Annotated in this window: 28 protein-coding genes; 12 read left to right on the top strand and 16 right to left on the bottom strand. The window is 38.4% G+C overall.

The annotated features are described in order from the left end of the window. Nucleotides 1-37 precede the first annotated feature (37 nt). Together BOD01S_RS10815 and BOD01S_RS10820 are read right to left on the bottom strand one after the other, a co-directional pair. Nucleotides 38-1,219 carry an MFS transporter gene (locus BOD01S_RS10815; protein WP_036154022.1) on the bottom strand — a complete coding sequence of 394 codons (1,182 nt, stop codon included), beginning with the start codon at nt 1,217-1,219 and terminating at the stop codon, nt 38-40. A gap of 35 nt (nt 1,220-1,254) precedes the next feature. After that, nucleotides 1,255-2,232, bottom strand: a complete 978-nt coding sequence (locus BOD01S_RS10820; protein WP_036154020.1) for a dimethylarginine dimethylaminohydrolase family protein — start codon at nt 2,230-2,232, stop codon at nt 1,255-1,257. Nucleotides 2,233-2,337: 105 nt separating this feature from the next. Here BOD01S_RS10820 and BOD01S_RS10825 point away from each other — a divergent pair, with 105 nt between their 5' ends. Further along, the gene (locus BOD01S_RS10825) at nt 2,338-3,165 is read left to right on the top strand and encodes a MerR family transcriptional regulator (protein WP_036154018.1); all 828 of its coding nucleotides are present in this window, start codon (nt 2,338-2,340) and stop codon (nt 3,163-3,165) included. Between the two features lie 212 nt (nt 3,166-3,377). Here BOD01S_RS10825 and BOD01S_RS10830 read toward each other — a convergent pair whose 3' ends face one another. From BOD01S_RS10830 to BOD01S_RS10845, 4 genes are all read right to left on the bottom strand, one after another. Continuing rightward, nucleotides 3,378-4,232, bottom strand: coding sequence for a helix-turn-helix domain-containing protein (locus BOD01S_RS10830; RefSeq protein ID WP_036154016.1), 855 nt, complete (start codon nt 4,230-4,232; stop codon nt 3,378-3,380). A 152-nt stretch (nt 4,233-4,384) separates the two neighbouring features. Then, nucleotides 4,385-4,927 (bottom strand): short-chain dehydrogenase, encoded by a 543-nt coding sequence (locus BOD01S_RS10835; RefSeq protein WP_036154015.1) that lies wholly within the window; start codon nt 4,925-4,927, stop codon nt 4,385-4,387. Between the two features lie 140 nt (nt 4,928-5,067). Beyond that, nucleotides 5,068-5,349, bottom strand: a complete 282-nt coding sequence (locus tag BOD01S_RS10840; RefSeq protein WP_036154013.1) for a hypothetical protein — start codon at nt 5,347-5,349, stop codon at nt 5,068-5,070. 308 nt (nt 5,350-5,657) lie between these two features. Then, nucleotides 5,658-6,122 (bottom strand): DUF2975 domain-containing protein, encoded by a 465-nt coding sequence (locus BOD01S_RS10845; RefSeq protein WP_036154011.1) that lies wholly within the window; start codon nt 6,120-6,122, stop codon nt 5,658-5,660. A gap of 94 nt (nt 6,123-6,216) precedes the next feature. On the opposite strand from BOD01S_RS10845, the gene BOD01S_RS10850 reads away from it, so the two are divergent. Beyond that, nucleotides 6,217-6,702 (top strand): CDI toxin immunity protein, encoded by a 486-nt coding sequence (locus BOD01S_RS10850; protein WP_036154009.1) that lies wholly within the window; start codon nt 6,217-6,219, stop codon nt 6,700-6,702. A gap of 109 nt (nt 6,703-6,811) precedes the next feature. Here the strand turns inward: BOD01S_RS10850 and gdh are convergent, their stop codons facing one another. Further along, the gene (gdh, locus tag BOD01S_RS10855) at nt 6,812-7,597 is read right to left on the bottom strand and encodes a glucose 1-dehydrogenase (protein ID WP_036154007.1); all 786 of its coding nucleotides are present in this window, start codon (nt 7,595-7,597) and stop codon (nt 6,812-6,814) included. A gap of 18 nt (nt 7,598-7,615) precedes the next feature. Next, nucleotides 7,616-8,476, bottom strand: coding sequence for a RhaT/GlcU family sugar-proton symporter (locus BOD01S_RS10860; RefSeq protein ID WP_036154005.1), 861 nt, complete (start codon nt 8,474-8,476; stop codon nt 7,616-7,618). 844 nt (nt 8,477-9,320) lie between these two features. Between BOD01S_RS10860 and BOD01S_RS10865 the strand changes: the two genes are divergently transcribed. Next, on the top strand, nt 9,321-10,088 hold the full coding sequence (locus BOD01S_RS10865) for a hypothetical protein (RefSeq protein WP_036154003.1): 768 nt from the start codon (nt 9,321-9,323) through the stop codon (nt 10,086-10,088). 102 nt (nt 10,089-10,190) lie between these two features. Here BOD01S_RS10865 and BOD01S_RS10870 read toward each other — a convergent pair whose 3' ends face one another. After that, nucleotides 10,191-10,607 (bottom strand): GNAT family N-acetyltransferase, encoded by a 417-nt coding sequence (locus BOD01S_RS10870; protein WP_244887301.1) that lies wholly within the window; start codon nt 10,605-10,607, stop codon nt 10,191-10,193. A 229-nt stretch (nt 10,608-10,836) separates the two neighbouring features. Here BOD01S_RS10870 and BOD01S_RS10875 point away from each other — a divergent pair, with 229 nt between their 5' ends. The 7 genes from BOD01S_RS10875 to BOD01S_RS10905 all read left to right on the top strand — a co-directional run bounded on the left by BOD01S_RS10875 (nt 10,837) and on the right by BOD01S_RS10905 (nt 18,211). Continuing rightward, nucleotides 10,837-11,592, top strand: coding sequence for an ABC transporter ATP-binding protein (locus BOD01S_RS10875; protein WP_036154001.1), 756 nt, complete (start codon nt 10,837-10,839; stop codon nt 11,590-11,592). After that, nucleotides 11,592-13,517, top strand: coding sequence for an FtsX-like permease family protein (locus BOD01S_RS10880; RefSeq protein ID WP_036153999.1), 1,926 nt, complete (start codon nt 11,592-11,594; stop codon nt 13,515-13,517). Before BOD01S_RS10875 ends, BOD01S_RS10880 begins: the two co-directional genes overlap by 1 nt. 15 nt (nt 13,518-13,532) lie before the next feature. Beyond that, nucleotides 13,533-13,895, top strand: a complete 363-nt coding sequence (locus BOD01S_RS10885) for a YxeA family protein (protein WP_036153998.1) — start codon at nt 13,533-13,535, stop codon at nt 13,893-13,895. A 315-nt stretch (nt 13,896-14,210) separates the two neighbouring features. Then, the gene (locus BOD01S_RS10890) at nt 14,211-14,918 is read left to right on the top strand and encodes a response regulator transcription factor (RefSeq protein ID WP_036153996.1); all 708 of its coding nucleotides are present in this window, start codon (nt 14,211-14,213) and stop codon (nt 14,916-14,918) included. A 2-nt stretch (nt 14,919-14,920) separates the two neighbouring features. Then, nucleotides 14,921-16,327 carry a sensor histidine kinase gene (locus BOD01S_RS10895; protein ID WP_036153994.1) on the top strand — a complete coding sequence of 469 codons (1,407 nt, stop codon included), beginning with the start codon at nt 14,921-14,923 and terminating at the stop codon, nt 16,325-16,327. Between the two features lie 410 nt (nt 16,328-16,737). Beyond that, a complete protein-coding gene (locus BOD01S_RS10900) occupies nt 16,738-17,370 on the top strand; it encodes a TetR/AcrR family transcriptional regulator (RefSeq protein WP_036153992.1) in 633 nt (210 codons plus the stop codon). A gap of 106 nt (nt 17,371-17,476) precedes the next feature. Next, on the top strand, nt 17,477-18,211 hold the full coding sequence (locus BOD01S_RS10905) for a glucose 1-dehydrogenase (protein ID WP_036153990.1): 735 nt from the start codon (nt 17,477-17,479) through the stop codon (nt 18,209-18,211). Nucleotides 18,212-18,397: 186 nt separating this feature from the next. On the opposite strand, the gene BOD01S_RS10910 is transcribed toward BOD01S_RS10905, so the two are convergent. From BOD01S_RS10910 to BOD01S_RS10925, 4 genes are all read right to left on the bottom strand, one after another. Further along, the gene (locus BOD01S_RS10910; RefSeq protein WP_036153988.1) at nt 18,398-19,015 is read right to left on the bottom strand and encodes an NAD(P)/FAD-dependent oxidoreductase; all 618 of its coding nucleotides are present in this window, start codon (nt 19,013-19,015) and stop codon (nt 18,398-18,400) included. A gap of 131 nt (nt 19,016-19,146) precedes the next feature. Further along, complete coding sequence (locus BOD01S_RS10915; RefSeq protein ID WP_036153986.1) at nt 19,147-21,573, bottom strand: heavy metal translocating P-type ATPase; 2,427 nt, start codon at nt 21,571-21,573, stop codon at nt 19,147-19,149. 72 nt (nt 21,574-21,645) lie between these two features. Continuing rightward, nucleotides 21,646-21,852 (bottom strand): copper chaperone CopZ, encoded by a 207-nt coding sequence (gene copZ / locus BOD01S_RS10920; protein WP_036153984.1) that lies wholly within the window; start codon nt 21,850-21,852, stop codon nt 21,646-21,648. Between the two features lie 73 nt (nt 21,853-21,925). Next, on the bottom strand, nt 21,926-22,258 hold the full coding sequence (locus tag BOD01S_RS10925) for a metal-sensitive transcriptional regulator (protein ID WP_036153982.1): 333 nt from the start codon (nt 22,256-22,258) through the stop codon (nt 21,926-21,928). A 373-nt stretch (nt 22,259-22,631) separates the two neighbouring features. On the opposite strand from BOD01S_RS10925, the gene BOD01S_RS10930 reads away from it, so the two are divergent. Together BOD01S_RS10930 and BOD01S_RS10935 are read left to right on the top strand one after the other, a co-directional pair. Next, a complete protein-coding gene (locus BOD01S_RS10930; protein WP_036153980.1) occupies nt 22,632-23,036 on the top strand; it encodes a hypothetical protein in 405 nt (134 codons plus the stop codon). After that, nucleotides 23,029-23,694 carry a TVP38/TMEM64 family protein gene (locus BOD01S_RS10935; RefSeq protein ID WP_036153978.1) on the top strand — a complete coding sequence of 222 codons (666 nt, stop codon included), beginning with the start codon at nt 23,029-23,031 and terminating at the stop codon, nt 23,692-23,694. The genes BOD01S_RS10930 and BOD01S_RS10935 overlap by 8 nt, the downstream gene beginning before the upstream one ends. 59 nt (nt 23,695-23,753) lie before the next feature. On the opposite strand, the gene BOD01S_RS10940 is transcribed toward BOD01S_RS10935, so the two are convergent. From BOD01S_RS10940 to BOD01S_RS10950, 3 genes are all read right to left on the bottom strand, one after another. Continuing rightward, entirely contained in the window at nt 23,754-24,785 is a 1,032-nt protein-coding gene (locus tag BOD01S_RS10940) for a C45 family autoproteolytic acyltransferase/hydolase (RefSeq protein WP_036153976.1), read from the bottom strand. Nucleotides 24,786-24,800: 15 nt separating this feature from the next. Further along, nucleotides 24,801-25,547 carry a MerR family transcriptional regulator gene (locus tag BOD01S_RS10945; RefSeq protein WP_244887302.1) on the bottom strand — a complete coding sequence of 249 codons (747 nt, stop codon included), beginning with the start codon at nt 25,545-25,547 and terminating at the stop codon, nt 24,801-24,803. 110 nt (nt 25,548-25,657) lie between these two features. Next, the gene (locus BOD01S_RS10950) at nt 25,658-26,842 is read right to left on the bottom strand and encodes an MFS transporter (protein ID WP_036153972.1); all 1,185 of its coding nucleotides are present in this window, start codon (nt 26,840-26,842) and stop codon (nt 25,658-25,660) included. Between the last annotated feature and the right edge of the window lie 113 nt (nt 26,843-26,955).

Here is a 26,955-nt window from a genome sequence, read left to right on the forward strand (position 1 = left end):
TTATTCAAGTTACCATCTTATAAAAAGGGCCTATCAGCTAGTGGTTTTCCTTCCATATTAATGTTAGTCCAAAGCCAATAATGAGGACGATTCCTGAAAAAATGTATGGGTAGTGTATATTAACATCAAATAAAATACCGCCTAGTGCTGGACCAAAAACATTCCCTAGACTAGTGTAAGTGGAGTTCATCCCTGCCACGAAACCTTGTTGGCTACCTGCCGTTTTTGAAAGGAATGAAGTTAAGGCCGGGCGCAATAAATCGAATGCAAGGAAAATGATACACGTAACAATTAAAACGGATAAAAATCCCGATACAATTGTAGAAATGAATGTTAAGCAAGCGGCGATGATTAAACAAAGTTGAATGAGCCTTTTTTCTCCAAGTTTCTCTGCCATCTTTCCAAATAGTAACAGTTGGATGATCACAGCGATAATGGAGCTAAACGTAATAATCGCTGCAATATTTTTAGGCGTAAAGCCGAATTTATGGTCAGTAAATAAGCTGAAAATCGTTTCGTAAGCTGACAGACCAAAGGATAATACGAAGACTATTATAAAGGCCACTAAATAAATAGGGCTGATTGATTTTTTAATGTCTTTAAAGAAACTAGATTCCTGGCTATTGGAAGAATTTAACGCACGTTCTTCTTTGGACATTGGTTCCTTGAGTAGAAAAATGGAAGCTACTGCAGCAACAAAAGCAATGGCTGCGGCGAAAAAGAATGGCATACGTATGCCAAAGTCCGCAATGAATCCCCCTACGCCGGGGCCAATAATAAAACCAGTACTAATGGCTGCGGATACATACCCCATCGCTTTTGATCTTTCCTGGATTGTTGTAATATCAGCAATATAAGCTGTTACGGCTGGCATAATAAATGCCGCACTGGCCCCTCCCAATACTCTCGAAAAGTAAAAAATAGAGATGTGGCTTCCTAATCCAAAGATCAGCTCAGAAAGGCTGAAGATAAAGAGTCCCAACACAATCATTATTTTTCTTCCGAATTTGTCTACCCATCTTCCCGCAAACGGGGAAATAATCAGCTGTGAAACGGCAAATACAGCAACGAGGGAGCCCATTGAACCACCCGACAAATGCATGTAATTCATAAACGAAGGCATTACAGGGATGATTAACCCGATTCCTAGAAATGCAATAAAAATATTACTTAATAATATAATTAAAATCATTTTTTGTTCTTTTATTGGTTTTTTCATAAAGTAATTTCCTCTAAAACTCTTTCTGTATAAATTTAATCGTCATTTCTTAAGAGAGGCTGCGTACTGCACCTAAAAGCCCCTCCAAAACTTCTAGTTATTTTAAAATCTATATATTCTACTGTCATTCCTCTTCTTTCCAGTTCATCACCTATATACTTAAATTCCGGGTCTGTAATATAAACATTTTCATTAATCGGAAGCCCATTAGCAGCAAGCTTTGATGCATCTTCCAGTGATATATTTATCCGGTCCCAGCCTTTAAGCTGTTCAGGTACCCCTTTCAATAAAGCCTCTTCACAAACAATCATTAGCCCTTCTTTGACTAATCCTAATGCACAATCGAGGTGCAGTATTGCCGGATGAAGAGGAACATCAACTACTTCATATCCATAGTGATCTAATAAACGTTCAAGCCACTTAATTCCTTTACTATTTGATGCAAGCCCCGATCTGCCTGCAAATATCGTTTTGTCCAGTACCAGAATGTCCCCGCCTTCCAGGAATGGACCGTCTTCTGATTTCGGTCCTTTTGATATATCGGGTCTTGGAAGAGATACATACATACACTTGTTAGTAGAAGATTCATTCACTAAAATATCCCTCGCAGGTAGGACTTCATTTCTTCGATATGGAAACCTTAATGAACCCTCTATTAAGAAATGGCCAATCGTGAAAAAAGGATCTCTAATAAAGAAGTTGCTGTATCCATCCTCTTTTCCCAATTCCTTTTCATATTCTGTTAACAGCCTTGGAACTATTACTTCGACATTGTATTTTTCTAAAACTGTTTTTAAATTCTCCCTTTCCTCTTCCCACTTTTTCTGTTCATCTGGAAACAGGTCCTTAAAGTTTTTGCCTAAAATGTCTACTCCGCTATATCGGTCTTCTTCCTCTTCCTGTAAAAATTTCACTTCTTCAGGGTCTATTATTAATGGAAAGGCAACTTCTGACTGAGCCATTACCACCCTTTTTAATGGGGCAAATTCACTTTTAACAAAAACGTTATTCATTTGAAAACTCCTTAATCTATCATTTTCAGCATTCAAGATAGTATTGCTATCCTTGCTTTCTAAATAGTAAGGTGTAGTGTTACACTATAGTCAAGGAGGATTTTGATGAAAAATTTTAATAATAAAGGATATTTTTCAACAGCGGAATTTGCGGAATTGGTTGGCGTAACAAAACATACATTATTTCATTACGATAAAACGGGCGTTTTTTCTCCTGAAATTAGATTGGATAATGATTACAGGCTCTATTCATATACTCAAATAGATGCTTTTCTAGTAATATCTGCACTAAAAGAATTGGGGATGAGCCTTAAGGAAATCAAAAATTATTTAGATAAAAGAAATCCTCAAGATCTTATTTTGCTGTTGGAAGAAAAAGAAAAAGAAATGGAAGAAAAGATTCATAAGCTTTCGCAAATGAAAAAACATATATCAACGAAGGCGAGACTGACGAGGGAATCCCTCACAATTCAAGAAAATTATATATTTACTACAGTTGAAGAAGAACAGTGGATGCTGGTGACAAACATAATGGAAGCAGAGGATTCGAGGGATGTCGGAATTCTTATAAGCAACCATATTGCAAATTGCAAAAATCAGGGATTATTAACCCCAAGCTCTATCGGCCACATCATTAAAATAGAAGATGTGAAAGCTGGAGACTACCTTAACTATTCTTACTTTTTTACAAATATCAATCATGCTGAAGAAGGAAAACAAGTTCATCTTAAAGAGGCAGGCAGGTATTTGAACATAATTCATAAAAACGGTTTTTTCTCTACTAGTACAGCATATAAAAGCCTGCTTGAGTACGCGAAAGAAAATAATTTACCACTGGATTCTTATTTTTATGAAAATGTAATTTTAGACGAATTATCAGTGAAAAGCTATGAAGACTATACTTTAAAAATCTGTATAAAAATTTTAGACTAAGTTCCCGTTCGCTATCTTCTTAAAAATTAGTTTTATAACTCTTTGATGGGGGTGGCGGCTCCTTGGGAATTAACACGCTCGGATAATCCAAAGGTTTCGGAGTCTATCCCCGAAACCATTTAGTTGAAGCCGTGCCCCGGGAAAACGTTTAGCCGGAATGGAAATCACCTTGTGTTCCGGTGACAAATCTATACTTTTATAATCTAAAAACACTAATTCATTGTTTGATTTCCGTATATGGCTAGCAAAGAATCCAACAAAGCAACGTCCTCATACAAACGCAATAATGAATTCAATTTTTCGAGCTCTTCATCTACAGGCAGCTGCAAATGAAATAAACAAATCGCCCTATTTGTAAATAACATGGCTACTGTTTGATAAGACATCTTCTGTTTGTAATTTTTCTCGATTTCATTCAGTTTTTTGAGTGCCAGCTCATATTCACGGTGGTGGATACAGATTGCACATAGATCCATTTGGAAATAGACTTTTAGATAGGTTAAATCCTTCTCGAAAAGCTGATAGGCATCGATTCTTTTTAGAGCTGTTGTTGTTATTTCCATAGCTGTTTCTAATGGAAACAAGGTTAATAGGCTATTTAACAAAATTAAATCATCTATGTACCAGCTATCCAGCTTTTGAAAGTCCTCCCACACTAAACCGGCCTTTTGTTTTGCTGATTCAATGTCCCCTTCTTCAGCCTCCAAGTATAAAACTTCATAGGCTATGAAAATCTTCCTTAAAGTTGAGGAAGGGTATTCTTTTAAATATGCGCTCAATCTCCTCATATGATTGTTTAATATCTCCGGAAAAGTGATTTCTAAGTTTCTAAAGTCTTTCATGATTTCTTCAGGCTCTGTCATTTGATAATTATTATGAATGTAAAAAAACTCATTGCTAGACAGATTTAAGCGTTCAAGTAACTTCGTAAATATTTCTAAATCCACTTGTAGCTGATCCCGTTCAATTCTTGAATATGTTCCTTGACTTATTAAGCCTGCAGTAATTTCTGCTTGCGTCATATTGCGGTTTAATCTGATTTTCTTTAATGTTTGCCCAAACCCCATAGTTCCTCCAAATATTCCAGACTACATATTTTGAAATGAATGACTCCATTTTCCATTATACTAAAATAGCAGGTCTTACATAGTAATTGTAGAGTAATACTAAAATTGTTTGATTCCAGTATAATAAACAAAAACCTTATTACATTTGCTATTCATGAGGGGCGTTGTTCCCATGGTTCTATAGTTCCAACAATATAATTTGCTTCTTTTTGAGAGATAGCTTTAATTACTCCAAAAGAGATTTCTGTATTTGTTAACCATCTTGCTTGGTTATTTTCTCTAATAAAACCTAATTGCACTTGAGAATAGCTACAATTTTCAGGGACACTGATGTTCTTCTTTATTGTTTCTAAATTTGAACTACTGCCTAAAATATGAACTAAACTCCAATTATTATGCTGTTTAGAAACCGTATTAATAATTGTGAAAAGGGCAGTAGGTGCTGTAGAATGGATCCAAGCAACAATTAAATCGATATGTCCCAGCTTTCTTATTTGCTCTTCTATTTCCACCTTCAAATTATTCGTATCATGATAGTCTAAATATAAGGGTTTAATGTTATTGCATTGATTGATAAGGGAGTCCATTTTCTTCTTACTTCGTCCAATTACAGTTACATAATCATATCTGCTAGCTAACCAAATTGAAGTTCCCTTTAGCATTCCACTACCGCCTATAATGAGGGCATGGCTCATTGAATAACCTCCTTTATTTTTAACTTTACCCCCATGAAAAAAATAAAAGTATCGTTCTTTTGTATGAAAACATCCCCAATGCAAGTTTTGTAGACTTTTTACTCTTACTGTCGTAAAGACATATGAACCCCATAAAAAAATTATTTTTTGTTTTTTAATTCTAAAAGTATAGGTACTATATTTAATAAGATAGAAACAATTGTCAGAAACCAAAACGCTTTATTCATAGGAGGTACATCCAATAAAGCCGACCAATCTTCACGCTTTATCCAATTAGATACAAGGCTATGTTCTGCACAGAGTGTCAATGCTGTAAATGATAATCCCATTGACATCGCAAGTTGATAATCTTTTCCTGTTGTATACATAAATAGATTTATAAAAGTTGCTGCTATTGCAATAAGGCCTAATATTAACCACATAATGATACCTCCTTATAGTTATATAAGATTAACGTTTGAATGAAACTACTAATCAAGGAAATCTTCAAGAAGGTAAATAATTTCTTTTAAGACTGTTTTATTTTAGTAAGTTACCAAATTCTCATCTGGGTACTTTATTAATATACGTCTAATGAGACTCTTTATCGGAGTAACAACTACTTGCTGAAACTACAAAAAGATTAATATCTTTTATCGAAGCTGTCTAAAACATGAACTGCACCTTCAGTAGTTAGACATATCTAACTACCAAGGATGCAGTTCACATTAAGCCCCTGTGGAATTGTTTTTCATGAATTAGATAACTGCAGCTGAGTTTTGTTTAGTACATTTTTTATAAAAGCCGCTCCTGCTGCCACCATAATCGTTATTATAACGATACCCAATCCAGCCACCGAAACTGCTGGCGGCAATGCATTGGTATAATACAAGACGGAGATTCCTAATACATACAAACCGATAATGATAAATGCACAGTATTTTATATAATTTAATCCTTCGACAATGCGGGTTGAAAAAATAGATTCACGCCGGATAACTTGGATCATTGTCACCGTTTCATATATCGCATAAAAAAATGGCAGTGCTGTCGCATACATTCCCAATAAAACTGGATATTTTAAGTAGGCAACTTCAGGGTGTATAAGAGCGGTTATATGTGCCGCCCTCGGCAAAACAAATACGCACAACAGCAACACAATCGTACCAATTAAAATAAGAACTAAACTTAAAAAAACAGAAGTAATTTTCTGCAAATGAATCCCCCTCCATTTCGGATTTACTAATATAACGGCAGAAAGTCCATAATGTTCCTAAAACATGCCACTTCACTAAAAGGAGTATAAACCTATGAATAGAGAAGAAAGAAGAAAGCGTTTAGAAGAGCTGCTAAAGGAAAGAAAAATGAAGGAAAACAAATTAGAAGCCGAACGCCGCATTGCGGAGATGTTAGCGCTATTCCCCGATCAGGCGAACGTCGAAATACTGGATGATAAAGAAAGTGATCGGGTGGAAAACGAAATGACAGAAGTGTTCCCTTTTGCGTGGTACGGCAGAATTGATTGGAATCAGTGGAGTAACAAAATGATCATTGCAAACGAGGATATCGCTGACATACCGGCTATTATATCAAGCCTAAATATAGATAATGCTATCCCTGTCTATCTAATTGTCGGGATATACAAATACCCTTTAGCTAAAACTTCATTACCTGCAGTATTGGATAATATTGAAGAGGTAATGAGTATGGGGGCTGACCAGTACATTTACTGTCCGTTATCAAAATATGTCATCGAGTTTTCCCACGATGATATTATTACTTTAGGGTGGCTGTAAGTTTTTAGCAGTAAACAAAAATAGGAAGCCTTATTCAGAAGGCTTCCCTTAAACTACATATAAACTTTGCATTGAGTTTTAACACAGCCCAAATTTCGAAGGTTTTGTGTTAGCCACGTCCTGCCTGGAATGATGGATACAGTGTCATACCGCCATCTGCAAATAGTGTAATTCCTGTTACATAGCTTGACTCTGAAGATGCAAGCCACACAGCTACTGATGCAATTTCCTCCGGCTCCCCAATATATCCCATCGGCACCAGGCTTTCTACATCCGCACGCTGCACAGGATCGGCAAATTTCTCTGCGTTAATCGGTGTATTGATGGCTCCCGGTCCAATATTATTGACACGGATACCTTTGGGTGCGTACTCCAAAGCCAATGTCTCAGTCATTAGCTTAATCCCGCCTTTACTCGCTGCATAATGCACGAATAACGGCCAAGGAATTCTTTCATGAACACTTGACATGTTAATGACATTGCCTTTTATGTTGTTTTCTACAAAATACTTAATTGCTTCCCGGCATCCGATGAAAGCCCCGGTTAAGTTTGTATTGATTACTCTATTCCAATCGCTTAACGGCATTTCATGAGATGGAACAGGGTTCTCTAAACCAGCATTGTTGATCATAATATCTAATTTCCCGAAGTGTTTGATCCCTGCTTGTACTAAGGCAACAACCTCTTCTTCTACCGTCACATCGGCCTTTACAGCAATCGCTTCTCCACCGACTTTTTTGATTTCCTCTAAAACATTTGCCGCTTCTTCCTCAGAAGACCGGTAGTTGACAACTACCTTTGCTTTTTCCTTTGCAAAGCGAATGGCCATCGCTTTACCTAATCCAGTGGATGATCCTGTAATACAAACTACTTTACCTTCTAAATCTTTATACATCTTTAAATCCCCTCCTATTTATTCTTTGGCAAGCCCCAGCATTACACCCGCTATGATAATCAAAATAATACCGAAAATAACTCCCGTAATTTGGCGTTTCGTTTTCCTTTCGCCCAAAATAAGGATACCGCCGAGCGTTGAAATAACGATTCCCATTTGGGAAAGTGAAAAGCTGGTCGCTACCCCGACTCTTGGTTGTGAGATAAATAAAAACAGATTCCCAGCTGCCCAAATGAGACCGGGGAGAATGTTGCGAATCGCATATTTATTAAATGGTTTATGTTTAAAGGTGAATAAGACTCCTCCAATAACCATACCAATTGCCTGTGGTAGTAAAGCAGTCCATCCGTCTACATCAAACAGGCGGATTACTACAACGTAAACTAAATAACCAGCAGTTGATATTAATAAAATAACGATTCCTTTTTTTAAGTTTCCTTGGCCTTCTTCTCCCTCCTTCTGCTCTTTGTTCGGGAGCGATGTGAGAATAATACCGATAACGATAAAAACTAGAGCCAGTACACCGAGGATAATCGATGTTCGTGTAGACCATTCATTAAAAACGATTACCCCAAATAATGAAGTGGAAACTAACTGAAGCCCTGTTGAAATAGGCATCGTTAAGGAAACGCCCATTAATTGAATACTTTTCAGCTGATTAATTTGTCCGACAGCCCAAAATAATCCGGAAACAATTCCTACCGCGAAAATTAAAGGGGTCAAAGTAGGCTGTACAAAAAGATAAATACCAATGGAGAAAATTAACGCCCCAAACGTAGTTCCAAGTAATTGACTGTAAGGCCCACCACCAAGTTTTACGTTAAACAGCACGATACTTCCCCAAAAAAGTGCCGGTAAAATGGCTAATAATATATCCATACTTCAGCTCCTTCCTATACTGAAAGAATCTTTGTAAACCATTGCTTAAATTGATACCTTTAAACCCGTGTTGTTAAACAAAATAATGACTGAGTAAAATCATTATCAGCTAGGAAAAACTATCCTTCGTTAGTATTGCAGGAGAAAAAATAAATATACTTAATTTAACTAAATCGAAATCTTTATATATCGGCTAATCCGTGCCTGTAAATTAAAGCGCTAGAAGAAATACGAACAGCTTCATTTGACACCGTTGTTCAGTATTTTCTTTTTAAATTATTCAATCATAGAAAAAAGACAATAACCGGTGATCTAGATGATCTCCGGTTATTGCCCCATTCCCTCAAATAATTGCGATAAAACTTATGTTACACGTAGCTTCTTGTAAAATCCCTCATATTAAAACCCATGCTAAGATGGATAAAATAATATATCCATACATATTGCCCTTTAAAAAAGCATGATAAAAACCTGCGCCTCCTGTGAGATAAGCAATCGCTGCCATAAACCCCCGCTTCATGTCACACTCTCCTTTCATGTTCAGTTTCATTCTAATGTTAAACGGATTTTCACTATAAATCGGTTATAACAAACTAGTTTTATAATGAGTTGATTGGAGTGGCGGCTGGCGGCTCCTTGGGGATTAGCATATGCGGAAAATCCAATGGTTTCGGGGTCGATTCCCGAAATCATTTAGTTGGATCTGTGCCCCCAGGAAAGCGTCCAGCCAAAATGGAGATCAACTTCAGATTGAGGATGGTGAACCTTTAAATGGTATTTATGTAAAAATGACCATAACTCTTCCATTTATAATGGTACAATAATAGCATAAAGGAGGCTGTAAATGATGAAACAAATTCTGGCGTTTGAAAGTATAGAAGAATACGATTTATATAAAGAAGATATAGAAAAATTACATAGTAAATGGGAAAGCTATCAGGAATTGCTTGTAAAAGAATTTGATTTAAGGGAGTTTCCTAAGGCCATCGTATGGACAACGAGTGAAAATGCTACTTCCGTCTTTTCAAAAGTCCCGGTGCCAGCCTACACTAACAGGGATACCATTTATATGACGCCCAGTGTACAGGAATGGCGTGCTTTTCATCTTTCCCAATTAGACGGGCTGGAGACAGCAGAACACTCACATATACAGGAAATTAAAAATTACTTTAACTCGATTACAATTGATCATGTTTTTTGTATAGCAGCCCACGAATTGACTCACCATATTGAGCTCTTTCCTGACGAATTTGAGGATGGGCGCTTCGATAGCATTTGGTTCGAGGAAGGGATGTGTGAATATATGTCCCAAAAGTTCACGCTAACTGCCGAACAATTTAAAGAAGCACGGGCAATAGATCAGAAAATGATTCAATTGTTTAAAGAGAAATATGGCCGGCATTCACTTGACGACTTTGGTACGGGGAGTTATGGAACAGACACGCTTCCTGCCATCATGCTGAACTATTGGAGAAGCTCATCGGCTATTCAATATTTAGTAGAGGAGTGCCATGAAGGTGACATCAAAAAAGTATTTCAGTTATATGCTGAATGGGATAAATGCGGGAGAACTCAGCCTTTAACCGAGTTCTTTGGGGTCAGCCATTTTTAAATACAGCTGTTAATAAGATTTAAATAGATGAACGAAAGCCCCAAACGCTTAATAATAGTGTTTTGGGCTTTTAGCAGATAGATTTTTCACACAATCTCTCTTCTATTCTGATGAAAACCAGACTCCGCCAGCACCGGGTGTGAATCCGGCCGTTCTATAAAAATTCGTATTCTTTTCCTCGTATGATACAGTAACAATTTTCAATCCAAACTGTTCAGCCTCTTTTAATAACGCCTTTACTAATTCGACTCCTATTCCCCGTCCCTGATAGTAAGGATGAACGATGATATCTTCCATGTACCCATGTTCCAAACCCATTCCGCAAATATACCCGAAGGCAATGAGCTTGTCCTTCTCATCCCTCACCCCGGCCCAGAAATTACAGCGTTCAAACAACGCCGGGTAATCTTTATCACGTCTCCCCCATCCGACAAGCTCCCTTAAATCCGGTACTTCATTATCGGAAATCGGCATATTGATCATAACTTTAACGTTTATATTATTCTCCCCCTCATCCATAGTTATTACGTTCTATATAAACAGGCTCTATTCCTTTTCTCTCCATCAATTACAATGGACCCGCCGGCAAAACGTCTTTCTTTCTAAGCTGCAAAATAAAGATTGAGAATCAAAAAACTGCATTTCGGACGATTTCTCTATTTTTAAGGTTTATGTAAGGTTGGGATTAAAACGGTGTAAGGTTCGGTCGTTATAATCAGTTTTGTAGTCATTAAAGGAGGACTTTTCGATGAAAACCATCTTACGTGCAAAAAATGTGCAGAAAGTTTACGGTACGAAAGAAAATCAATATAAGGCGTTGGATAATATTGATTTTGAAATAAAAGAAGGAGAATTTATTGGCATCATGGGGCCTTCAGGTGCCGGGAAATCCACATTACTCAATATATTATCTACCATTGATACACCAACTTCAGGGGAAGTTATTATTGCCGGGCAAAATATTGTTACGATGAAGGAAGAGCAATTATCGGACTTCCGCCGTAACAACCTCGGCTTTGTTTTCCAGGATTATAATTTGCTTGATACTTTAACGGTTAGGGAGAACATCTTGCTGCCACTGGCATTATCAAAAATGCCTGCTGAAGAAATAGAAAACCGTGTCAAAGAAATCGCCGTTACGTTTGGAATTGAAGGAATACTTAATAAATATCCCTATCACATTTCCGGGGGCCAAAAGCAAAGAACGGCTGCTTCAAGAGCGATGGTAACAAAACCAAGTCTCATATTGGCGGATGAGCCTACAGGAGCACTGGATTCAAAATCCGCTGTTGATTTGCTGGAAAGCTTAACAGCGCTTAACGAGCAGAATCATTCAACGATCATGATGGTTACACATGATGCCTTTGCAGCAAGCTTCTGTAAACGTATTTTATTTATCAAAGATGGCGGAATCTATGCAGAGATTCAAAAGATGCAGAATTCCCGACAAGAATTCTTTCAAAAAATACTAGATGTCCTTGCTTCACTCGGAGGTGGGCATTAATGACGCTATTTAGCATCGCCAGAAAGAACATCAAGAAAAACTTCACCAATTATTTCTTATATATCGGTTCAATGATTTTCAGTATTGTCATTTACTTTACCTTTGTGTCGTTAAAATATGATCAAGTAGTACAGGAAACAACAGACTCGTCTACTAAAATCAGCTCTGTCTTTAATGGAGCATCCATTGTGCTCATCATATTTGTGGCGATATTTATCTGGTATTCCAATTCATTTTTTACGAAGAAACGGAAAAAAGAAATCGGGCTCTATTCTTTACTTGGTGTTCGCAAAAAGCAAATTGGCCGGATGTTATTTTATGAAAACTTTATCATGGGGATTATCGCCCTATTGATCGGGATTATCCTCGGCTCAATCCTATCTAAGCTATTTGTTACGATTTTGCTGAAGATCATGGGTTATGACGCGATTGGAAGCTTTGCTGTTTCACCTCAATCAATCATAAATACGATGATTGTATTCGTTCTGATTACGGTGATTACTTCGATACACGGGTACCGCTTAATTTACCGTTTTAAATTAATCGAGTTATTCAAGGCCGAGCAGGAAGGTGACAAGGAGCCAAGAGCTTCTATCATCACAGCTATCATGTCCATTCTGTTAATTGGAATTGGATACTGGCTTGCATCGCAAAATATGCTGGAATCTGAAGCGTGGAGAAAAATTGGCTTTTTATTAACTCCGCTTGTCATCTTAGTCACAGTCATTCTTGGAACGTATTTATTATTTAGTACATTAACGGTTTATTTATTAAAGCTGCTGCGAAAAAATAAACGCCATTTTTGGAATGGCATCAATTTAATCAGTACATCCCAGCTTCTCTACCGGATCAAGGGAAATGCGCTTACTTTAACGATTATTGCTGTGTTAAGTGCCACTACGTTGACTGCAGTCGGCGCTGCCTATAGTTTTTACTATAACAATACTAGCAATGCAGAGCTGGCAAATCCGAATAGCTTGATGTTTATGGCACAGGACAAGCATGTAACCAGCCAAATTGAAGAGCGTATCTCACAGGATAAAGACCATACAATTGTCTATCACATGACTGTCCCAACGGTAATGATGGATGTCGATATTACAAACCTTCATAACAATAACTTACCGGATGTCATGGAATACAGCATTATCGACAATAAAACCTTTAACAAATTAGCCAAATTGCAAAACAAAGAGGATTCCCTATCATTAAAAGGAAATGAGGCAGCTGCACTGGAGGCTGGATATTACGAAGGCTTCTCCCCGAAATATATCGGGGCATCGGTTTCGCTAAACACTGATGACCGCAGCGAGAATATTACCTTTACAAATATGAAGGAATATAATGTCCTCAATCCTTCAACAGCAGGAATTACCGTTGTTGTTAGTGATGAGTTGTTTTCTAAACTTGCAGGTGGAACAAATCTTGTAAACATGGAAGCTTACGAATTGAAAAATGAAGAGGATGCCAAAACATTAACAAAAGACATCCAAACGTTGTTACCCGAGGAAGCAAGTTTCTCAAGCTATTATGCCGATTACTCTCGGGGATTGGAATCAACAGGTTTACTTATCTTTATTGGCGGATTTTTAGGATTGGTATTTCTCGCTGCCACTGGAAGCATTATTTACTTTAAGCAGCTGACAGAGGCAACTATGGATAAAGACCGCTATATGATTTTGTACAAAATCGGCTTGAAAAAGAAGGAGATAAAAAAATCAATTTCAAAACAGATTTTATTTATCTTTGCCCTGCCATTATTGGCCGGTGTCTGTCACTCGATCATGGCCTTAACCGCATTATCTAAATTAATGCAAACGAACTTGATTACTCCTGTCATCATCTGTATAGGCGTCTACGCTTTTATTTACATTGCCTATTACTTCTTAACAGTAAGAAACTACTACAAAATAATCGTTAAATAGAAAAGAGGAAAAACTATGAAAAAATTAATAGGATCTATTGCAGCTATCGCAGTAATTCTAGTTGGCGGATTACTTGTACTCCAAAATGTAAACTTCAATAGACTCGGAGCAGAACAATATTATACTCAAATTACTGGACCAGGAAAAATACTAGAAGATAAAGATGACAAAGGAGTAAAGTATGTAAGCTATGAATATAACCTCCCTGCCTTTGACAAGGATGGCAGCGAAACAACAGTAACATTTACTGCTCAAAAGCAGCTGCGGGAAAACGCTTATTTAACTTTGTTTTTGAAAGATGATAAAGGTGTTACCTCTTATCAGGAAGTAAAAGAGGATGAGCTCCCTAAAAAGGCTAGTGAGAAGTTAGCGAAATAATAATAAAAGGCTAGGAAATAAATGAATGTTTTGGATGATTCGTTTATTCCAGTAGCAAAGAATTATATTAAGAAATTGATTGGAGTGAAGGGGCGACTCCAGCGGGAACAGCCCGTGTCTTGAGACCCCGCAGGAGCAAAGTGACGAGGAGGCTCTAGCCGGGCCCGTGGAAAGCGTCCACGTAACGGAAATCAATTCTCTCTATATCGAAAAAAAGACATTTTTTCTGAAAAGAAATATGGCTTTTTTTTGTTTTGTCCCAACTCCTTTTTACTATAATATAATAGGCAAAAGACAAACTTGGAGGTAGCGAACTTGTCGACTAACAAAAAAGTCTTACTCATCGACGATGAGGAAGACATCTTACGACTAATTAAAACAGTATTAAAAAAAGAAGGAATAGAAAACGTAATAACAGCCACTACTTCAAAGGAAGGGCTTGTTCAATTTCAAAACAATAATCCGGATATTGTTCTACTGGATATTATGCTGCCGGATGGCGAAGGCTATGATGTGTGTAAGCAAATCAGAAACATCTCCAACGTCCCTATCCTGTTTTTATCTGCAAAAACCGAGGAAATTGATAAAATATTGGGCTTTGCAATCGGCGGCGATGATTATATTACAAAGCCATTTAGCCCTAAAGAGGTTGCTTATCGTGTAAAGGCTCATTTGCGCCGGGCTGAATATATGCAGGCTGAACCGCTGAAAGAGACAAAATTCAAGGCTGGCCCGTTTGAATTGGATGAAGAAAAGGCACAGCTCACAAAGAACGGACAAGTGATTGAATTGAAGCCAAAAGAACTCGGATTAATGAAGGTTTTCCTTCAAAACAAGAACAAGGTGATCAGTAAGGAACAGCTTTACGATAATGTCTGGGGAGAAGACTTCTTCGGCATGGATAATACAGTCATGGTCCATATCCGCAGACTTCGGGAAAGAATCGAAGACCAGCCTTCACACCCTCAATATCTAGTGACCGTTAAAGGTTTAGGCTATAAGCTCGTTATCGAGGATGCATAAGTATGAAATGGAAGCTGACAGGAAGATATTTATTATCTATTGTATTAGTTGTTGTCCTAGTTATTTTCATCAATCTCATCTTAGGGGTAGCGATGCTTACGGCACAACTTACTTTCGATATCCCTATTTTTCAAAATCGTGAAATATCGCCGGAGCAATTCACGAGAGCTTTCCAAAAGGAAATTATGACAGATAATCATGGGGTAACAATTTCTGAAACCGGACAAAAAAAGTTGGTAAAAAAGAATGCTTGGATCCAAATACTAGATGAAAACGGTAAAGAAGTCTACGGTTTTAGGGTTCCTGGGCATGTTAAGAAAAAATATACCCCTGCTGATATTGTTCAAATGTATAAATATAAAGAAGTAGATGCCAATACAGTCGTTTACGTTGGGGCAAAGGAAAATAACGACCGTGAATTCAGCTATTTAATCGGAATTGAAAATCCCGCTTTAAACCGGAATTTTATCTCTTTCGATGAACGGGATATTTTTAGAGCAATTAATATAGGAATGATTATTTTCCTGATAGACATCTTTATAGCGTTATTAGTCGGCTATCTTTTCAGTAAAAGGCTGACACAGCCATTATATACGCTCATTGAGAGTATAAAAAAATTGGCCAATCATGAATTTAATCATCACCCCCATTCAAAAGGACTGTATAAAAACGTATTCTATAATTTAAATCATTTATCGGACCAATTGAAGCTGAGCGAAAGAGAAAGAAAAAGGTTAGATTCGATGAGGGAAGAATGGATTTCGAATATTTCCCACGATATTAAAACCCCGCTGTCCTCCATCCAGGGGTATGCGGAGATGATTAAGGAACCTTCATATGACTTCACCCTGGAGGAAATAAGGGAATACGCAGAGATTATCGAAGCAAAATCTATATATATTAAAGAGGTAGTGGAAGACTTAAATTTATCCACAAGACTAAAAAATAAAGAACTGTCGTTAGTTAAAAAAGAGGTAAATATTGTCGCTTTATTGCGCAAAATCGTAATTGATCTATTAAACGACCCAAGATATGCCAACCATAATATCCAGTTTGCTGTAAACGAGGAGAGCATCATATTAGATGTAGATGAAATCCTTTTCCGCAGGGCGGTCACTAATTTAATTTATAATGCGATTGTTCATAACAATGATGACGTAAAGATAGAAGTAATTATTGAGAAAAAAGAACACATATATATTTCGATAAAAGATGACGGCAAGGGTATAAAAAAAGAGGAGCTTGAAAGAATATTTGACCGGTATTACCGCGGTACAAATACAGGGACTGCTCATAAGGGATCAGGACTCGGCATGGCGATCGCCAATGACATTATAAAAGCCCACGACGGCCAAATCACCATTCATAGTGAAATCGGCTGTGGAACAACAATTGAAATACAAATTTGATATATGAAAATGCTTGTGCTAATTCACACCAAAAAGCTGCTTCGTTAGCCCTTTTCCTTATAGGGCTAACGGGGCTTTCATTTCGCTAATCAAATTACATTTCCTACAATCCGTTAATCAACCTATGCAGAAAGCGTTCCGCTAAATGCAGTAGCATAGCCGCTGCCAGATTCCACTACACGCTTTAACTTCTGGCTGGCTACCTTTATCAAGTAGCCGCCCGCATACTCTTCATAATAGCGGGTCTTCGGTACAATGCTGCTTATTTTGGTTCAAACTAAGCAATGGAAAACTTCCGCTCTTATTTATTCACTCTTTTTTAAGCACCCTGCCCCTTATCCCCTACATACAGTTGTCAGTGAAATAAGTATGTTACAATTCTTGCATAATGCACAGTTGGAGTGAAGAAAATGAACAAACGGGAACAACAAAAACAGCAGCGCCGCCAGCATATTATCCAGATTGCAAAAGATTTATTTTTGGAGCAAGGTGTGCAGCATATACAAATGCAGGACATAGCAGATACCGCTGGAGTTGGGATTGCGACATTGTTTCGCTATTTCCCCAAAAAAGAATACTTAGTTATCGCCGCGACGAATGCGATTACAGATGAAATGGCCTCGGCTATTGGGGAAATTGTCGAGCAGACGATACCTGCATATGAAAAAACAGAGAAGATCCTGGACTATTATATAGAAGGAATGAAGGACCCGCAGCTGCGATTGGCAAAGTTTTTCGAGTCCTTTGATTTATATGAAAAAATAGCCGAGGAAGCACCTGATCATCACGCCGAATATTTTTTAGTACGGAGCAAATTAGCCGGTATCTTATTAACCCTCGCTGAACAAGGCAAGCAGGACGGCTCGTTAAGAAAAGATGTGGAACTGGATGTATTTATGTTGACAATGGTGCAAAATTTCGCCATCTTCTCTTTCAAATCCAGTTTGACTGCTCATGGTTCTGATCTGTCGGCACTGCTTTCTGTGGATAAGCAGCTCGTCTTGATGAAGGATGTATTTTTATCTTATATTCGGCCATTATAAATAAGCGCGATTAATTGACATTCGAACGGGAAAGTTGTTTACTAGTAAATATAAAAGTGATAGTTAACTATCAACTTTAGTGAATCAATTATAGGGGGCTTTTTAGATGAGTCGTTTAGCAGGCAAAGTAGCAATTATTACAGGAGCAGCACAAGGTATGGGTGCAGCACACGCAAAATTGTTCATAGAGCAAGGGGCAAAGGTTGTTTTAACAGATTTAAACGAGGAAAAAGGTCAGGCATTTGCAGCTGAATTAGGTGAAAATGCACTCTTCGTTAAACAAAACGTTGCATCTGAAGAAGATTGGGCAACAGTGATTGCGAAAGCGGAAGAAGCTTTTGGCCCTGTTAACGTATTAGTAAACAACGCCGGTATTACAATGGCGAAAAACATACTTGATATTACAGTTGAGGAATACCGCCGTATCGTAGAAATCAACCAAGTATCTGTATTCCTGGGCATGAAAACAGTGGCACCTTCCATGATGAAAGCAGGCGGTGGTTCCATCGTTAATATCTCTTCAATGAACGGCTTAGTTGGGGGAGCAGTCGGTTATACAGATACAAAATTCGCAGTACGCGGTATGACAAAAGCAGCTGCGCTGAACCTAGCACCAATGGGTATTCGTGTAAACTCTGTACACCCTGGTGTTATTGCAACACCGATGATTGTACAAGAAGATACAAAAGCAGCAGTAGAGGAATTCTCAAAAAGTATTCCATTAAAACGCTTAGCGCAATCAGAAGAAGTATCTAAAATGGTATTATTCCTTGCTTCTGATGATTCAAGCTACTCAACAGGATCTGAATTCGTAATTGATGGCGGATTAACTGCTCAGTAATTACTATTCATAAAGAAAACCGGCAAACCTTATTAGGAAGCCGGTAAACATAATAAAGATCTTTTAAGCGGCCTGTACCCGGAATTTGAATGGGTACAGGCCTTTCTGTACGATGTTATAGAGTGAGATCCCGCTTATCGTAATACTACACTTGTTAGGTAAACTTCTTGCTCCCCTTCCATCTTTTTAACCTATCAATTGCTCTTTACCAAATCGCTTTAGGAACTTATGAAATGACTCCCGCTTTTTCCCCTGCTTCGAGTAGACAGCTAGTATTTTTTCCACTGTTTCATACAGTTCCTCCGGCGTTAAATTTTCCTTGAATAAAGAGCCGACTTCAGCATCTTTTCCTTTTGCTTTTCCACCAATATATAAATTGTAATGGTCTTTCATTTTCATTACGCCGATATCACTTAACAAAGGCTCGCCACAGCCAACGGGACACCCTGTGTAGGCGACTTTCAATGTAAAGGGTACAGGTTTCCCTGCAACCCGGCGGTTTAGTTCTTTAGCTACAGGCATTCCTTCCTCTTCTTCCCCCTTGCAGAAATTGCATGTTCTCAAGCTCTTAACGTAGTTTCCAACAGGATAACATGCTAACCCAACACTTTGAAACTCTTCTATTATTTCCTCCTTTTTATCTTCTGGTATTTCAATGTAGAGCTGTTGAAACGTTGTGAGCTCAAGCTGTTCATCTTCATTCATATACTTCGAAATGGTAATAAGCTGTTTTGCGCTGAGCTTTGCACCAAAGTCTATTCCACCATTTATAGCAATCTTTATTTTCTTCACGACATTTTCCATATTAGTTCCTCGCTTTCTTTTTTTATGTACAATAAGCACGGTATAAAAAATCACAAAAATAACGGCCGGCTAAAGACCGGCCGTTATATAAGGTTTATAGAGAAGATTTCCATATTGATTGAAATCTCATATTATTTTTCTAATTTTATTCTTTGTAGACGCAGCGCATTAAGCACAACGGACACCGAACTAAACGCCATAGCAGCTCCTGCTACCCACGGGGCAAGGAAGCCAGCTGCAGCAATTGGAATACCAATAATGTTATAGGCAAATGCCCAGAACAAGTTTTGCTTGATATTACGCATCGTTTTACGGCTCATTAAAATTGCATCCGCAATACTGTTTAAGTCGCCGCGTATTAATGTAATATCCGCCGCTTCCATTGCAACATCTGTACCTGTACCGATTGCCATACCGATATCGGCTGTCGCGAGTGCCGGTGCATCGTTAATACCATCCCCGACCATCGCTACTTTTTTGCCCTGCTGCTGCAGTTTTTTCACTTCATCTGCTTTCCCCTCAGGAAGCACTTCCGCAATAACTGCATCTACGCCTACCTCTTTGCCGATCGCCTGAGCTGTCCGTTCATTATCACCTGTCATCATGATCACGTTGATACCCATTTCTTGCAAACGGTGTACTGCTTCTTTAGAAGTATCTTTAATTGTATCCGCTACGGCAACCATTCCGGCATATTGTCCATTAATTCCTGCCAGCATAGCTGTTTTACCGTCTTTCTCTAACTCCTCCATTGCTGGTAGTACAGAAGTGATATCAATACCGTACTGCAGCATGAGCTTTCGTGTGCCGATAATGACTCCCTGACCGGAAATCGTCGCCTGCACACCATAACCTGGAATCGCTTCGAAAAATTGAATGCTGCCAAGTTCAATGCCTTTATCTTGAATTCCTTGCACGATTGCCTGCGCTAATGGGTGCTCCGATTGTTTTTCCGCTGCACCGATCAGCGATAAAAACTTCTCTTCATCTTGACCATCTGCTACATAAACATCTGTTAAAACAGGTTTACCATGTGTGACAGTACCTGTTTTATCCACAACCACTGTGTCAATGCCTTGCGTTTGCTCTAAATGCTCGCCGCCTTTAAACAAAATACCGAATTCAGCAGCACGGCCTGAGCCTGCCATAATGGAGGTTGGTGTTGCTAAACCAAGCGCACACGGACAAGCAATCACAAGGACTGCAATTAACACTTCAAGTGCCGGCGTAAATTCACCAGGCTTCACCCATATAATCCATACTAAGAAGGTAATGACGGCAATCCCTACTACGATCGGTACGAAAATACCCGAAATTTGATCGGCCAGACGCTGGATTGGTGCTTTGGAACCTTGGGCATCCTCCACCACCTTAATAATTTGAGCTAATGCTGTATCACGCCCAACCTTTGTTGCAGTCATCTTGATATAACCGTTTTTATTAATTGTGGAGCCGTATAATAAATCCCCTGCTTTTTTATCCACCGGTAAACTTTCGCCTGTCAGCATCGATTCATCAACGGCCGTTGTTCCTTCTACTACTTCCCCATCAACTGGAATTTTTTCACCCGGCTTCACGAGAATCATGTCACCAATCACTACTTCTTCCAGCGGTATTTCCTTTTCTACACCATCACGGACAACGATGGCTGTTTTAGCCTGGAGCCCCATTAATTTTTTAATTGCTTCAGATGAACGGCCTTTAGCTTTTGCCTCAAATAATTTACCTAAAAGAATCAAGGTAATCAGTACCGCACTCGTTTCAAAGTATAAATGCGGTCCATGGTGTGAACCAGCCGTAATAATCGCTTGATACAGGCTGTAAAAGTATGCTGCTGAAGTCCCCATCACAACGAGTACATCCATATTCGCACTGCCATTGCGGAGAGCTTTATAAGCACCTACATAAAACTGTTTCCCGATAATAAATTGTACCGGTGTCGCTAAAATCAATTGAATCCACGGATTCATTAAGAAATCCGGTACATATAAAAATGAAGTAAAAGAAAAGTGACCGACCATCGTCCACAACAGCGGCAACGATAAAATCGCCGAAATAATGAATTTACGCTGCTGGTCCTTAATGTGTTTTTCCCGGTGGTCTGCCTGCTCTTGATCTTCCTGCTTTTGGTGCGCACCGTAGCCCAGCTTTTCTACCTTAGCAATTACATCTGCCACCGTTACTTCTGAAGGATTAAATTCAATTGTTGCTTTTTCAAGAGCTAAATTGACACTTGCACTTGCCACACCATCCATCTTGTTCAGCCCTTTTTCTATGCGCGTTGCACATGCTGCACAAGTCATTCCCGTAATCTCAAATTCCGCTTTTTGTTTTACTACACCATAACCGAGTGCTTCGATTTTCTTTTCAAAATCCGCTTCGCTCAATCTTGTTGGATCATATTTAATCGTCGACTTTTCAAGCGCTAAATTGACAGATGCCTGTTCGACACCAGCCATTTTATTCAGCCCTTTTTCTATACGGGTCGCACATGCTGCACATGTCATCCCGGTAATTTGAAGACTTGCTTCTTTTACGTTGCCAGCTTCCGTACTCATGTTACCTCTTCCTTTCTCATACCTGTATAGGGTATATATTAGTGAAAATAAGAGAGTGCTTAAATAGCACTCTTATTCTACATCATAACCTTGTTCTTCAATCGTTTCTTTAATTTGGTCTAAAGACACCTCGGATTCATTAAAAGATACATCAACCAAAGCTTCGGCTAATTTTACATTTACTTCGCTAACACCGGCTAATTCACCAACGCTTCCTTCTATCGCTTTCACACAATGACCACATGACATTCCTTGTACGTTTAACGTTACGTTTTGCATATTTTTTCTCTCCTTTAATTGATTAATGGTTTAGCACACTATACACACAAGGGGTATATAAAAGATAAAAAAATTACTTTTTCATTAGCTTTTGAATTGTTACTAGCAATTCGTCTAAAACTTCTTCATCACCTTCAGAAAGACGGTCTACAACGCAGCCTTTTAGATGGCCTTCCAATAGAATCTTCGCTACACTATTTAACGCAGATTGTGTTGCAGACAGCTGTGTAATCACATCATCACAATACACGTCTTTTTCTATCATCCCTTTAATGCCCCGAATTTGACCTTCAATACGATTTAATCGGGTTGTTAAATCCTTTTTCACGCGTTCAGGGTGATGACTTTTCCGGCAGGATACCGCTTCTTCTGTATGGCAGGCAGCTTCTGTTACTGGGTTTTCCATCGCTTCAACCTCCTAACTTAATTCCACTTTACCATACCCTCGTGTGGTATGTAAAGTGAATTATTTCATTTTTTTATATGGACAGGTTCTTTATTTTTTTAGCTTATCTCCAATAAGCATTTTTAAACTAAGTATTATATTCCCCTCCATCCAAGATTAAGGCTTTAAGACTTACGACTTTCCTGTTGCTTTCATAACATCCCTTGCCGGCAAGGTTTTTGCCTTAGAGGTAGACAGTTAGGGAGGGTTTTACATTTCGATTGTTCCGAAAATTAATAATTAATATATTATAATAATTCCTATTTACTTCAACTCTACTTTCTTTAAATTATCTTAAAGCATTGCTACAATAGGATAGTTAGGAAGTGAATTTATGGTTAACCTCATGCGATTTAGCTGTACAGGTGGAACTGCTGTGAAATCGTTCGCTTTATTAGGGTTTAAAGAGGGACTTGTAGCTAATATCACATTGACCGATAAGCTGGGAGCGGAACCAGGTTTTATTCGGAAAGGATCAGCTAAATTATTGCGGAAAAATATTATGAAAGAAATTCAGGGGTGCGGCGGCCATGAATTGACCGTCTTTCAAGGAAAAACAACCGTATATAATAAGTATGGCACAATTACAGAAGACGTTCCTCCAGATGACAATTCATATAAAATGCAGTACATAAATCAAATGATTCTGGATACCGGAGCCGAATGGCAGCAGAAAACAATGAATGTTTTGAGCAAAAATACTATCTATCTCTTTGCAAAAGGCTCTTATTATGAATAAACGCAAACTCATTTATCGCGTAATCGGGTATATAGCAGTCGTACTTTGCCTGTTCTTTTTATTAAAAATAAGCGGCTTGACGGTTGCCGATTTAACACCTGAAACGATTCGTGCTCTGGCACACAATAATATTTTGCTCATTTGCTTAATCATGCTTGTTATTATGATTTTGCAAAATCTCTTTACATTCATTCCGCTCGTTCTAGTAATTGCTACTAACATCACATTATTCGGTTTTTGGCATGGTTATTTATATGGCTGTTTGTGCAGCGTCATTGGCAGCACACTCATCTTCTTATCCATCCGCCATCTTTTCCATGATGCATTTTCAAACTCAACAGCTACAAAGTACCATGAAAAAATCGAAAAAAACGGCTTTCTTTTTGTTCTATCAGGGCGCATTCTTCCTTTTATACCAACGAATTTAATTAACATTGCCTCCGGATTGAGTACAATAAAAACGTCACACTTTATGGTCGCCACAACAATCGGTAACATGGTTTACGGCTTAGCGCTTGCTTCTGCATCCTTTAGCATCATTGAAGCAATAACACATCACCCTCTTTATTTCCTAATTATTGTCCTCATCATCTTACTGGCTGCAGTACTCTATCGCCAGAAGAAGAATAGATCAATAGAAAGGACGCAAAATAGCTGATGAGAAATTCGTTTCTCGTCAGCCTTTTTATCAGCCTTTCTCCTTTAAAAATACGCCCCTTACTTTTCTCGATGAATGATGCCCTTTATCGAATGTGGAAGAGGCAGTGTCCCCTCCATGTAATCTGTGAGATTCACTATTAGCGGAGTGGCATTTTCGCCAATTCCAATCACTATACTTAAGTCCCCTGGTGAATAGACAACCGTATGCAGCGTTCCGAAGTATTCCGTATAGTGCTTAAGAAATAGTGGAGATCGATCATTATTAAAATGACGGTAAGCGGATATAAGGGATAACCCCTCTGATCCTATCGATTTTACATATTCTTTCCGTTTGATTGACCCTTGTACTTGAAGTCTGTTTTTGTTTTCCAGCGCTTCTGCCTCAAAGTGATTCGTACAAATGAGCGGGTTTTCAAAGCGCACAACTTGCTGCTGCGGAGAAGCTTCTATCAATATGCTTCTTCCGCTTTTATCTAAAATCGAGTAATTATAGCAATAGCCATGAGGAATCTCTGTAATAAAGGCGATTGCTTCTTCGCAGTTTGCGCACTGCTCAAGCAGCATCCTGACAATGGCTGTTGCCATAAACCCCTCTTCCCTATGCTCGTTATTGACAAAATGCAGCCCCGCAACGAGCCCTTTTTCATTCATCCCATCAAGCCTGCCAATTACTTGCTGACTAAATCCGATACTGGCATAGCCATCTAGAGGCTTCGTAAATACAAGTCTGCCATCGTACATTTCCGGGCTGAAATCATAATTACGCACATAATAGCCACCTGTTGCCAATGTGGTACAGCCCATTGTAGGAAATAGTACATCATATCCGCTGAACAGTTTGACAGTCGTATCAAAATCCATCCCTAGCCCCGTTGACAGGCCTTGCAGCTCTTTATATAAATTCGGTGAAACTTTGCTTATGATTTCCTTCGCATTTTCGATATTGGAGTTTTTAGTCAATTCTTTTAGCGGTTCCATTTGGTCCAGGGTTGGCGATGATTTGATTTCACCAGCTTGTTCCATGCCAAATTGATAATAATCCCCTTTTAATTCAACTATTCTCACTACTAATTCTTCCGGTGTACCCATTACTCATAACCCCCTTTATTCTAATTGGGTGACGGGCATCAATAAGTCCACTTCCGTAAAGTCAACGCCGCGATACCATTCCAATATGGTGCCTGCTGGAATCCATCCATGCTCGCTTGCATAGTTGAGCAATTTCCGATAACCATTTTGAATATCAGTTACCGGTTCATTGAAAGATAGAGCTATACAAATGCAGGCATCCATCTGTTCCAGACCAGCAGCTTCCACGAATCCGTTTGCTGCTGTATCCGGAACGCCAAAGCCAATTTGAGCTTTCACCACTTCTTTTCCTGATACATATTTTAAATAACAGCTTTTGATCGGAATGCTGAGTTTCTCCAGCTCTTTTCCTCTCTTCATAAACGCCTCTTTGAACTTTCCAACTTCACACTCCGCTGAAAACCATATAATTGTTTCTGCCGGTTTTTCAATGAGATAAATTTGATGAACGATTGATCTGCTGTCCAAGTATCGTAAACTGACGTTTAGAATATCCACTTTTTTTCTGATTGTTTGTATCCAATGATCCATTATTTTATTTCTGCTGCTTTCACCCTCTTTTAAATAGAGTTGAATGTCTTTAATAGACACACCCGCTACCCGCAAACTGGAGATTAACTTAACTGTTTCAATTTGGTCCTCCGAATAAACGCGGTAACCGTTTGTATTTCTCCCAGCAGCCTGAAGTAAATTTTTTGTTTCATAAAACCGTAATGCACTTTTAGAAACCCCCGTTCTTTCGGAGAAATTCTGAATTGTCATGAATTTGTTCACACCATCCCCCCCTTTCTCTTCCATCGTACAGCTTCAAGTTAGTTGAAGGTCAAGAAAATTTTAAAAATAAAAAGCCTGCTATTATAGCAAGCTTTCTTTTAAGCGATTTTTCTTAATTTCCATAAAAAGAACAATGTCGGAATAATTAAAAGAGCGGCGGTAATAATTCCACCTTGCACGGATGTATAAAGGGCGATGATTCCAACTAATGGTCCACCAGCTACTTGTCCAAACGCATCAAGTTGTCCATACATTGAAAGCGTAGTTGCTCTCCCTTGTGAATGTAGTTGTTTATTTGTCATAACACTTACTAATGGATAGTTCACCGCTCGAAGTGATGCAATTCCCCAGTATAAAATAGCAGCTATTAAAAATTGTTCAGCTATCGCGAAATATATCATTGCGACAACAAGCAAACTATTAAGTAATACTAAAACAATGGCAAAACGCTCTTTTACATAAGTTTCGACAATTTTTAGTAAACCGATATTCAATAAAAAGGCAATGGCATAAAATGCACCGAACCAATAAACGGCATCTTCTTCATTCATTTGGAAGCCTTCAATAAAATGTGCACCCCAAAGTCGATCGAAGCCCTCACTAGCTAAACCAGTAAATAACGTAATTGCGGCAAGACCAAGTAAAATAGTATTCCCTTTTATTAGAGAAAGACTTTCTTTTAGTGCGATTTTCATTTGTTTGATACTAGAAGTGCCTTCACGTGCAATACTAATAAATTTCGTTTCAGGAATAACTTTAGATGAAATAATCGCGATTAATATAAGTAAGCCTCCCGCAATTAATATAGCAATCTGCACTGTGAAAATAATACCGACAAGCACACTCACAATAATGCCCAAGAAACTACCTAGCGAGCTACACTTAGCCCCGTTTAATAAAGTAGTATCAAGTGCTTTATTTTCTAATTCATCTGCAATCCAAGCCGTTTCTGCACCGCTAATAAAGGTCCATCCAATGCCCCACAATGCAGCACCAATAGCAATTGCCCAAAACGAAGGAATGCTGCCTTCTAAAAGATGAGCCGAACCGATAAGGAAAGTCCCAATAATAATTGATTTTTTACGTCCAAAAATATCAGCAACTAAGCCCGTGGGTATTTCAAAAAATAGAATAGCCAATTCCATAATTGTTCCAAGTAATACTAATTGAAGTGGATTTAGACTTGCTTGAGACACATAGTAAATAGCATTTAGTGTAAAAACGATTTGAATACAAAACGAGCGAGAACTCGCCAATAAATAATAAGCGGCTTTAATGTTCAAATAGATGACCTCCGATGTTATCGAGTAAATAGTAACCCTCAAACCGGAGAATAAGTGACAAGATTAAATTAAACCAACATACCCTCCGATTCATTTATGATCGTAAAAGTAAT

It is taken from the genome of Lysinibacillus odysseyi 34hs-1 = NBRC 100172, from assembly GCF_001591965.1.
Classification (GTDB): Bacteria; Bacillota; Bacilli; order Bacillales_A; family Planococcaceae; genus Lysinibacillus_B; species Lysinibacillus_B odysseyi.

Bases quoted from the DNA above. Each gene is read 5' to 3' on its own strand.
- BOD01S_RS10850 (WP_036154009.1), top strand. From the start codon at position 6,217: ATGAATAGAGAAGAAAGAAGAAAGCGTTTAGAAGAGCTGCTAAAGGAA.
- BOD01S_RS10880 (WP_036153999.1), top strand. From the start codon at position 11,592: ATGACGCTATTTAGCATCGCCAGAAAGAACATCAAGAAAAACTTCACC.
- BOD01S_RS10875 (WP_036154001.1), top strand. From the start codon at position 10,837: ATGAAAACCATCTTACGTGCAAAAAATGTGCAGAAAGTTTACGGTACG.
- BOD01S_RS10895 (WP_036153994.1), top strand. From the start codon at position 14,921: ATGAAATGGAAGCTGACAGGAAGATATTTATTATCTATTGTATTAGTT.
- BOD01S_RS10900 (WP_036153992.1), top strand. From the start codon at position 16,738: ATGAACAAACGGGAACAACAAAAACAGCAGCGCCGCCAGCATATTATC.
- BOD01S_RS10830 (WP_036154016.1), bottom strand. From the start codon at position 4,232: ATGGGGTTTGGGCAAACATTAAAGAAAATCAGATTAAACCGCAATATG.
- copZ (WP_036153984.1), bottom strand. From the start codon at position 21,852: ATGCAAAACGTAACGTTAAACGTACAAGGAATGTCATGTGGTCATTGT.
- BOD01S_RS10905 (WP_036153990.1), top strand. From the start codon at position 17,477: ATGAGTCGTTTAGCAGGCAAAGTAGCAATTATTACAGGAGCAGCACAA.
- BOD01S_RS10870 (WP_244887301.1), bottom strand. From the start codon at position 10,607: ATGGATGAGGGGGAGAATAATATAAACGTTAAAGTTATGATCAATATG.
- BOD01S_RS10910 (WP_036153988.1), bottom strand. From the start codon at position 19,015: ATGGAAAATGTCGTGAAGAAAATAAAGATTGCTATAAATGGTGGAATA.
- BOD01S_RS10865 (WP_036154003.1), top strand. From the start codon at position 9,321: ATGATGAAACAAATTCTGGCGTTTGAAAGTATAGAAGAATACGATTTA.
- BOD01S_RS10930 (WP_036153980.1), top strand. From the start codon at position 22,632: ATGGTTAACCTCATGCGATTTAGCTGTACAGGTGGAACTGCTGTGAAA.
- BOD01S_RS10935 (WP_036153978.1), top strand. From the start codon at position 23,029: ATGAATAAACGCAAACTCATTTATCGCGTAATCGGGTATATAGCAGTC.
- BOD01S_RS10825 (WP_036154018.1), top strand. From the start codon at position 2,338: ATGAAAAATTTTAATAATAAAGGATATTTTTCAACAGCGGAATTTGCG.
- BOD01S_RS10915 (WP_036153986.1), bottom strand. From the start codon at position 21,573: ATGAGTACGGAAGCTGGCAACGTAAAAGAAGCAAGTCTTCAAATTACC.
- BOD01S_RS10885 (WP_036153998.1), top strand. From the start codon at position 13,533: ATGAAAAAATTAATAGGATCTATTGCAGCTATCGCAGTAATTCTAGTT.
- BOD01S_RS10945 (WP_244887302.1), bottom strand. From the start codon at position 25,547: ATGACAATTCAGAATTTCTCCGAAAGAACGGGGGTTTCTAAAAGTGCA.
- BOD01S_RS10835 (WP_036154015.1), bottom strand. From the start codon at position 4,927: ATGAGCCATGCCCTCATTATAGGCGGTAGTGGAATGCTAAAGGGAACT.
- BOD01S_RS10940 (WP_036153976.1), bottom strand. From the start codon at position 24,785: ATGGGTACACCGGAAGAATTAGTAGTGAGAATAGTTGAATTAAAAGGG.
- BOD01S_RS10840 (WP_036154013.1), bottom strand. From the start codon at position 5,349: ATGTGGTTAATATTAGGCCTTATTGCAATAGCAGCAACTTTTATAAAT.
- BOD01S_RS10860 (WP_036154005.1), bottom strand. From the start codon at position 8,476: ATGGATATATTATTAGCCATTTTACCGGCACTTTTTTGGGGAAGTATC.
- BOD01S_RS10925 (WP_036153982.1), bottom strand. From the start codon at position 22,258: ATGGAAAACCCAGTAACAGAAGCTGCCTGCCATACAGAAGAAGCGGTA.
- BOD01S_RS10820 (WP_036154020.1), bottom strand. From the start codon at position 2,232: ATGAATAACGTTTTTGTTAAAAGTGAATTTGCCCCATTAAAAAGGGTG.
- gdh (WP_036154007.1), bottom strand. From the start codon at position 7,597: ATGTATAAAGATTTAGAAGGTAAAGTAGTTTGTATTACAGGATCATCC.
- BOD01S_RS10815 (WP_036154022.1), bottom strand. From the start codon at position 1,219: ATGAAAAAACCAATAAAAGAACAAAAAATGATTTTAATTATATTATTA.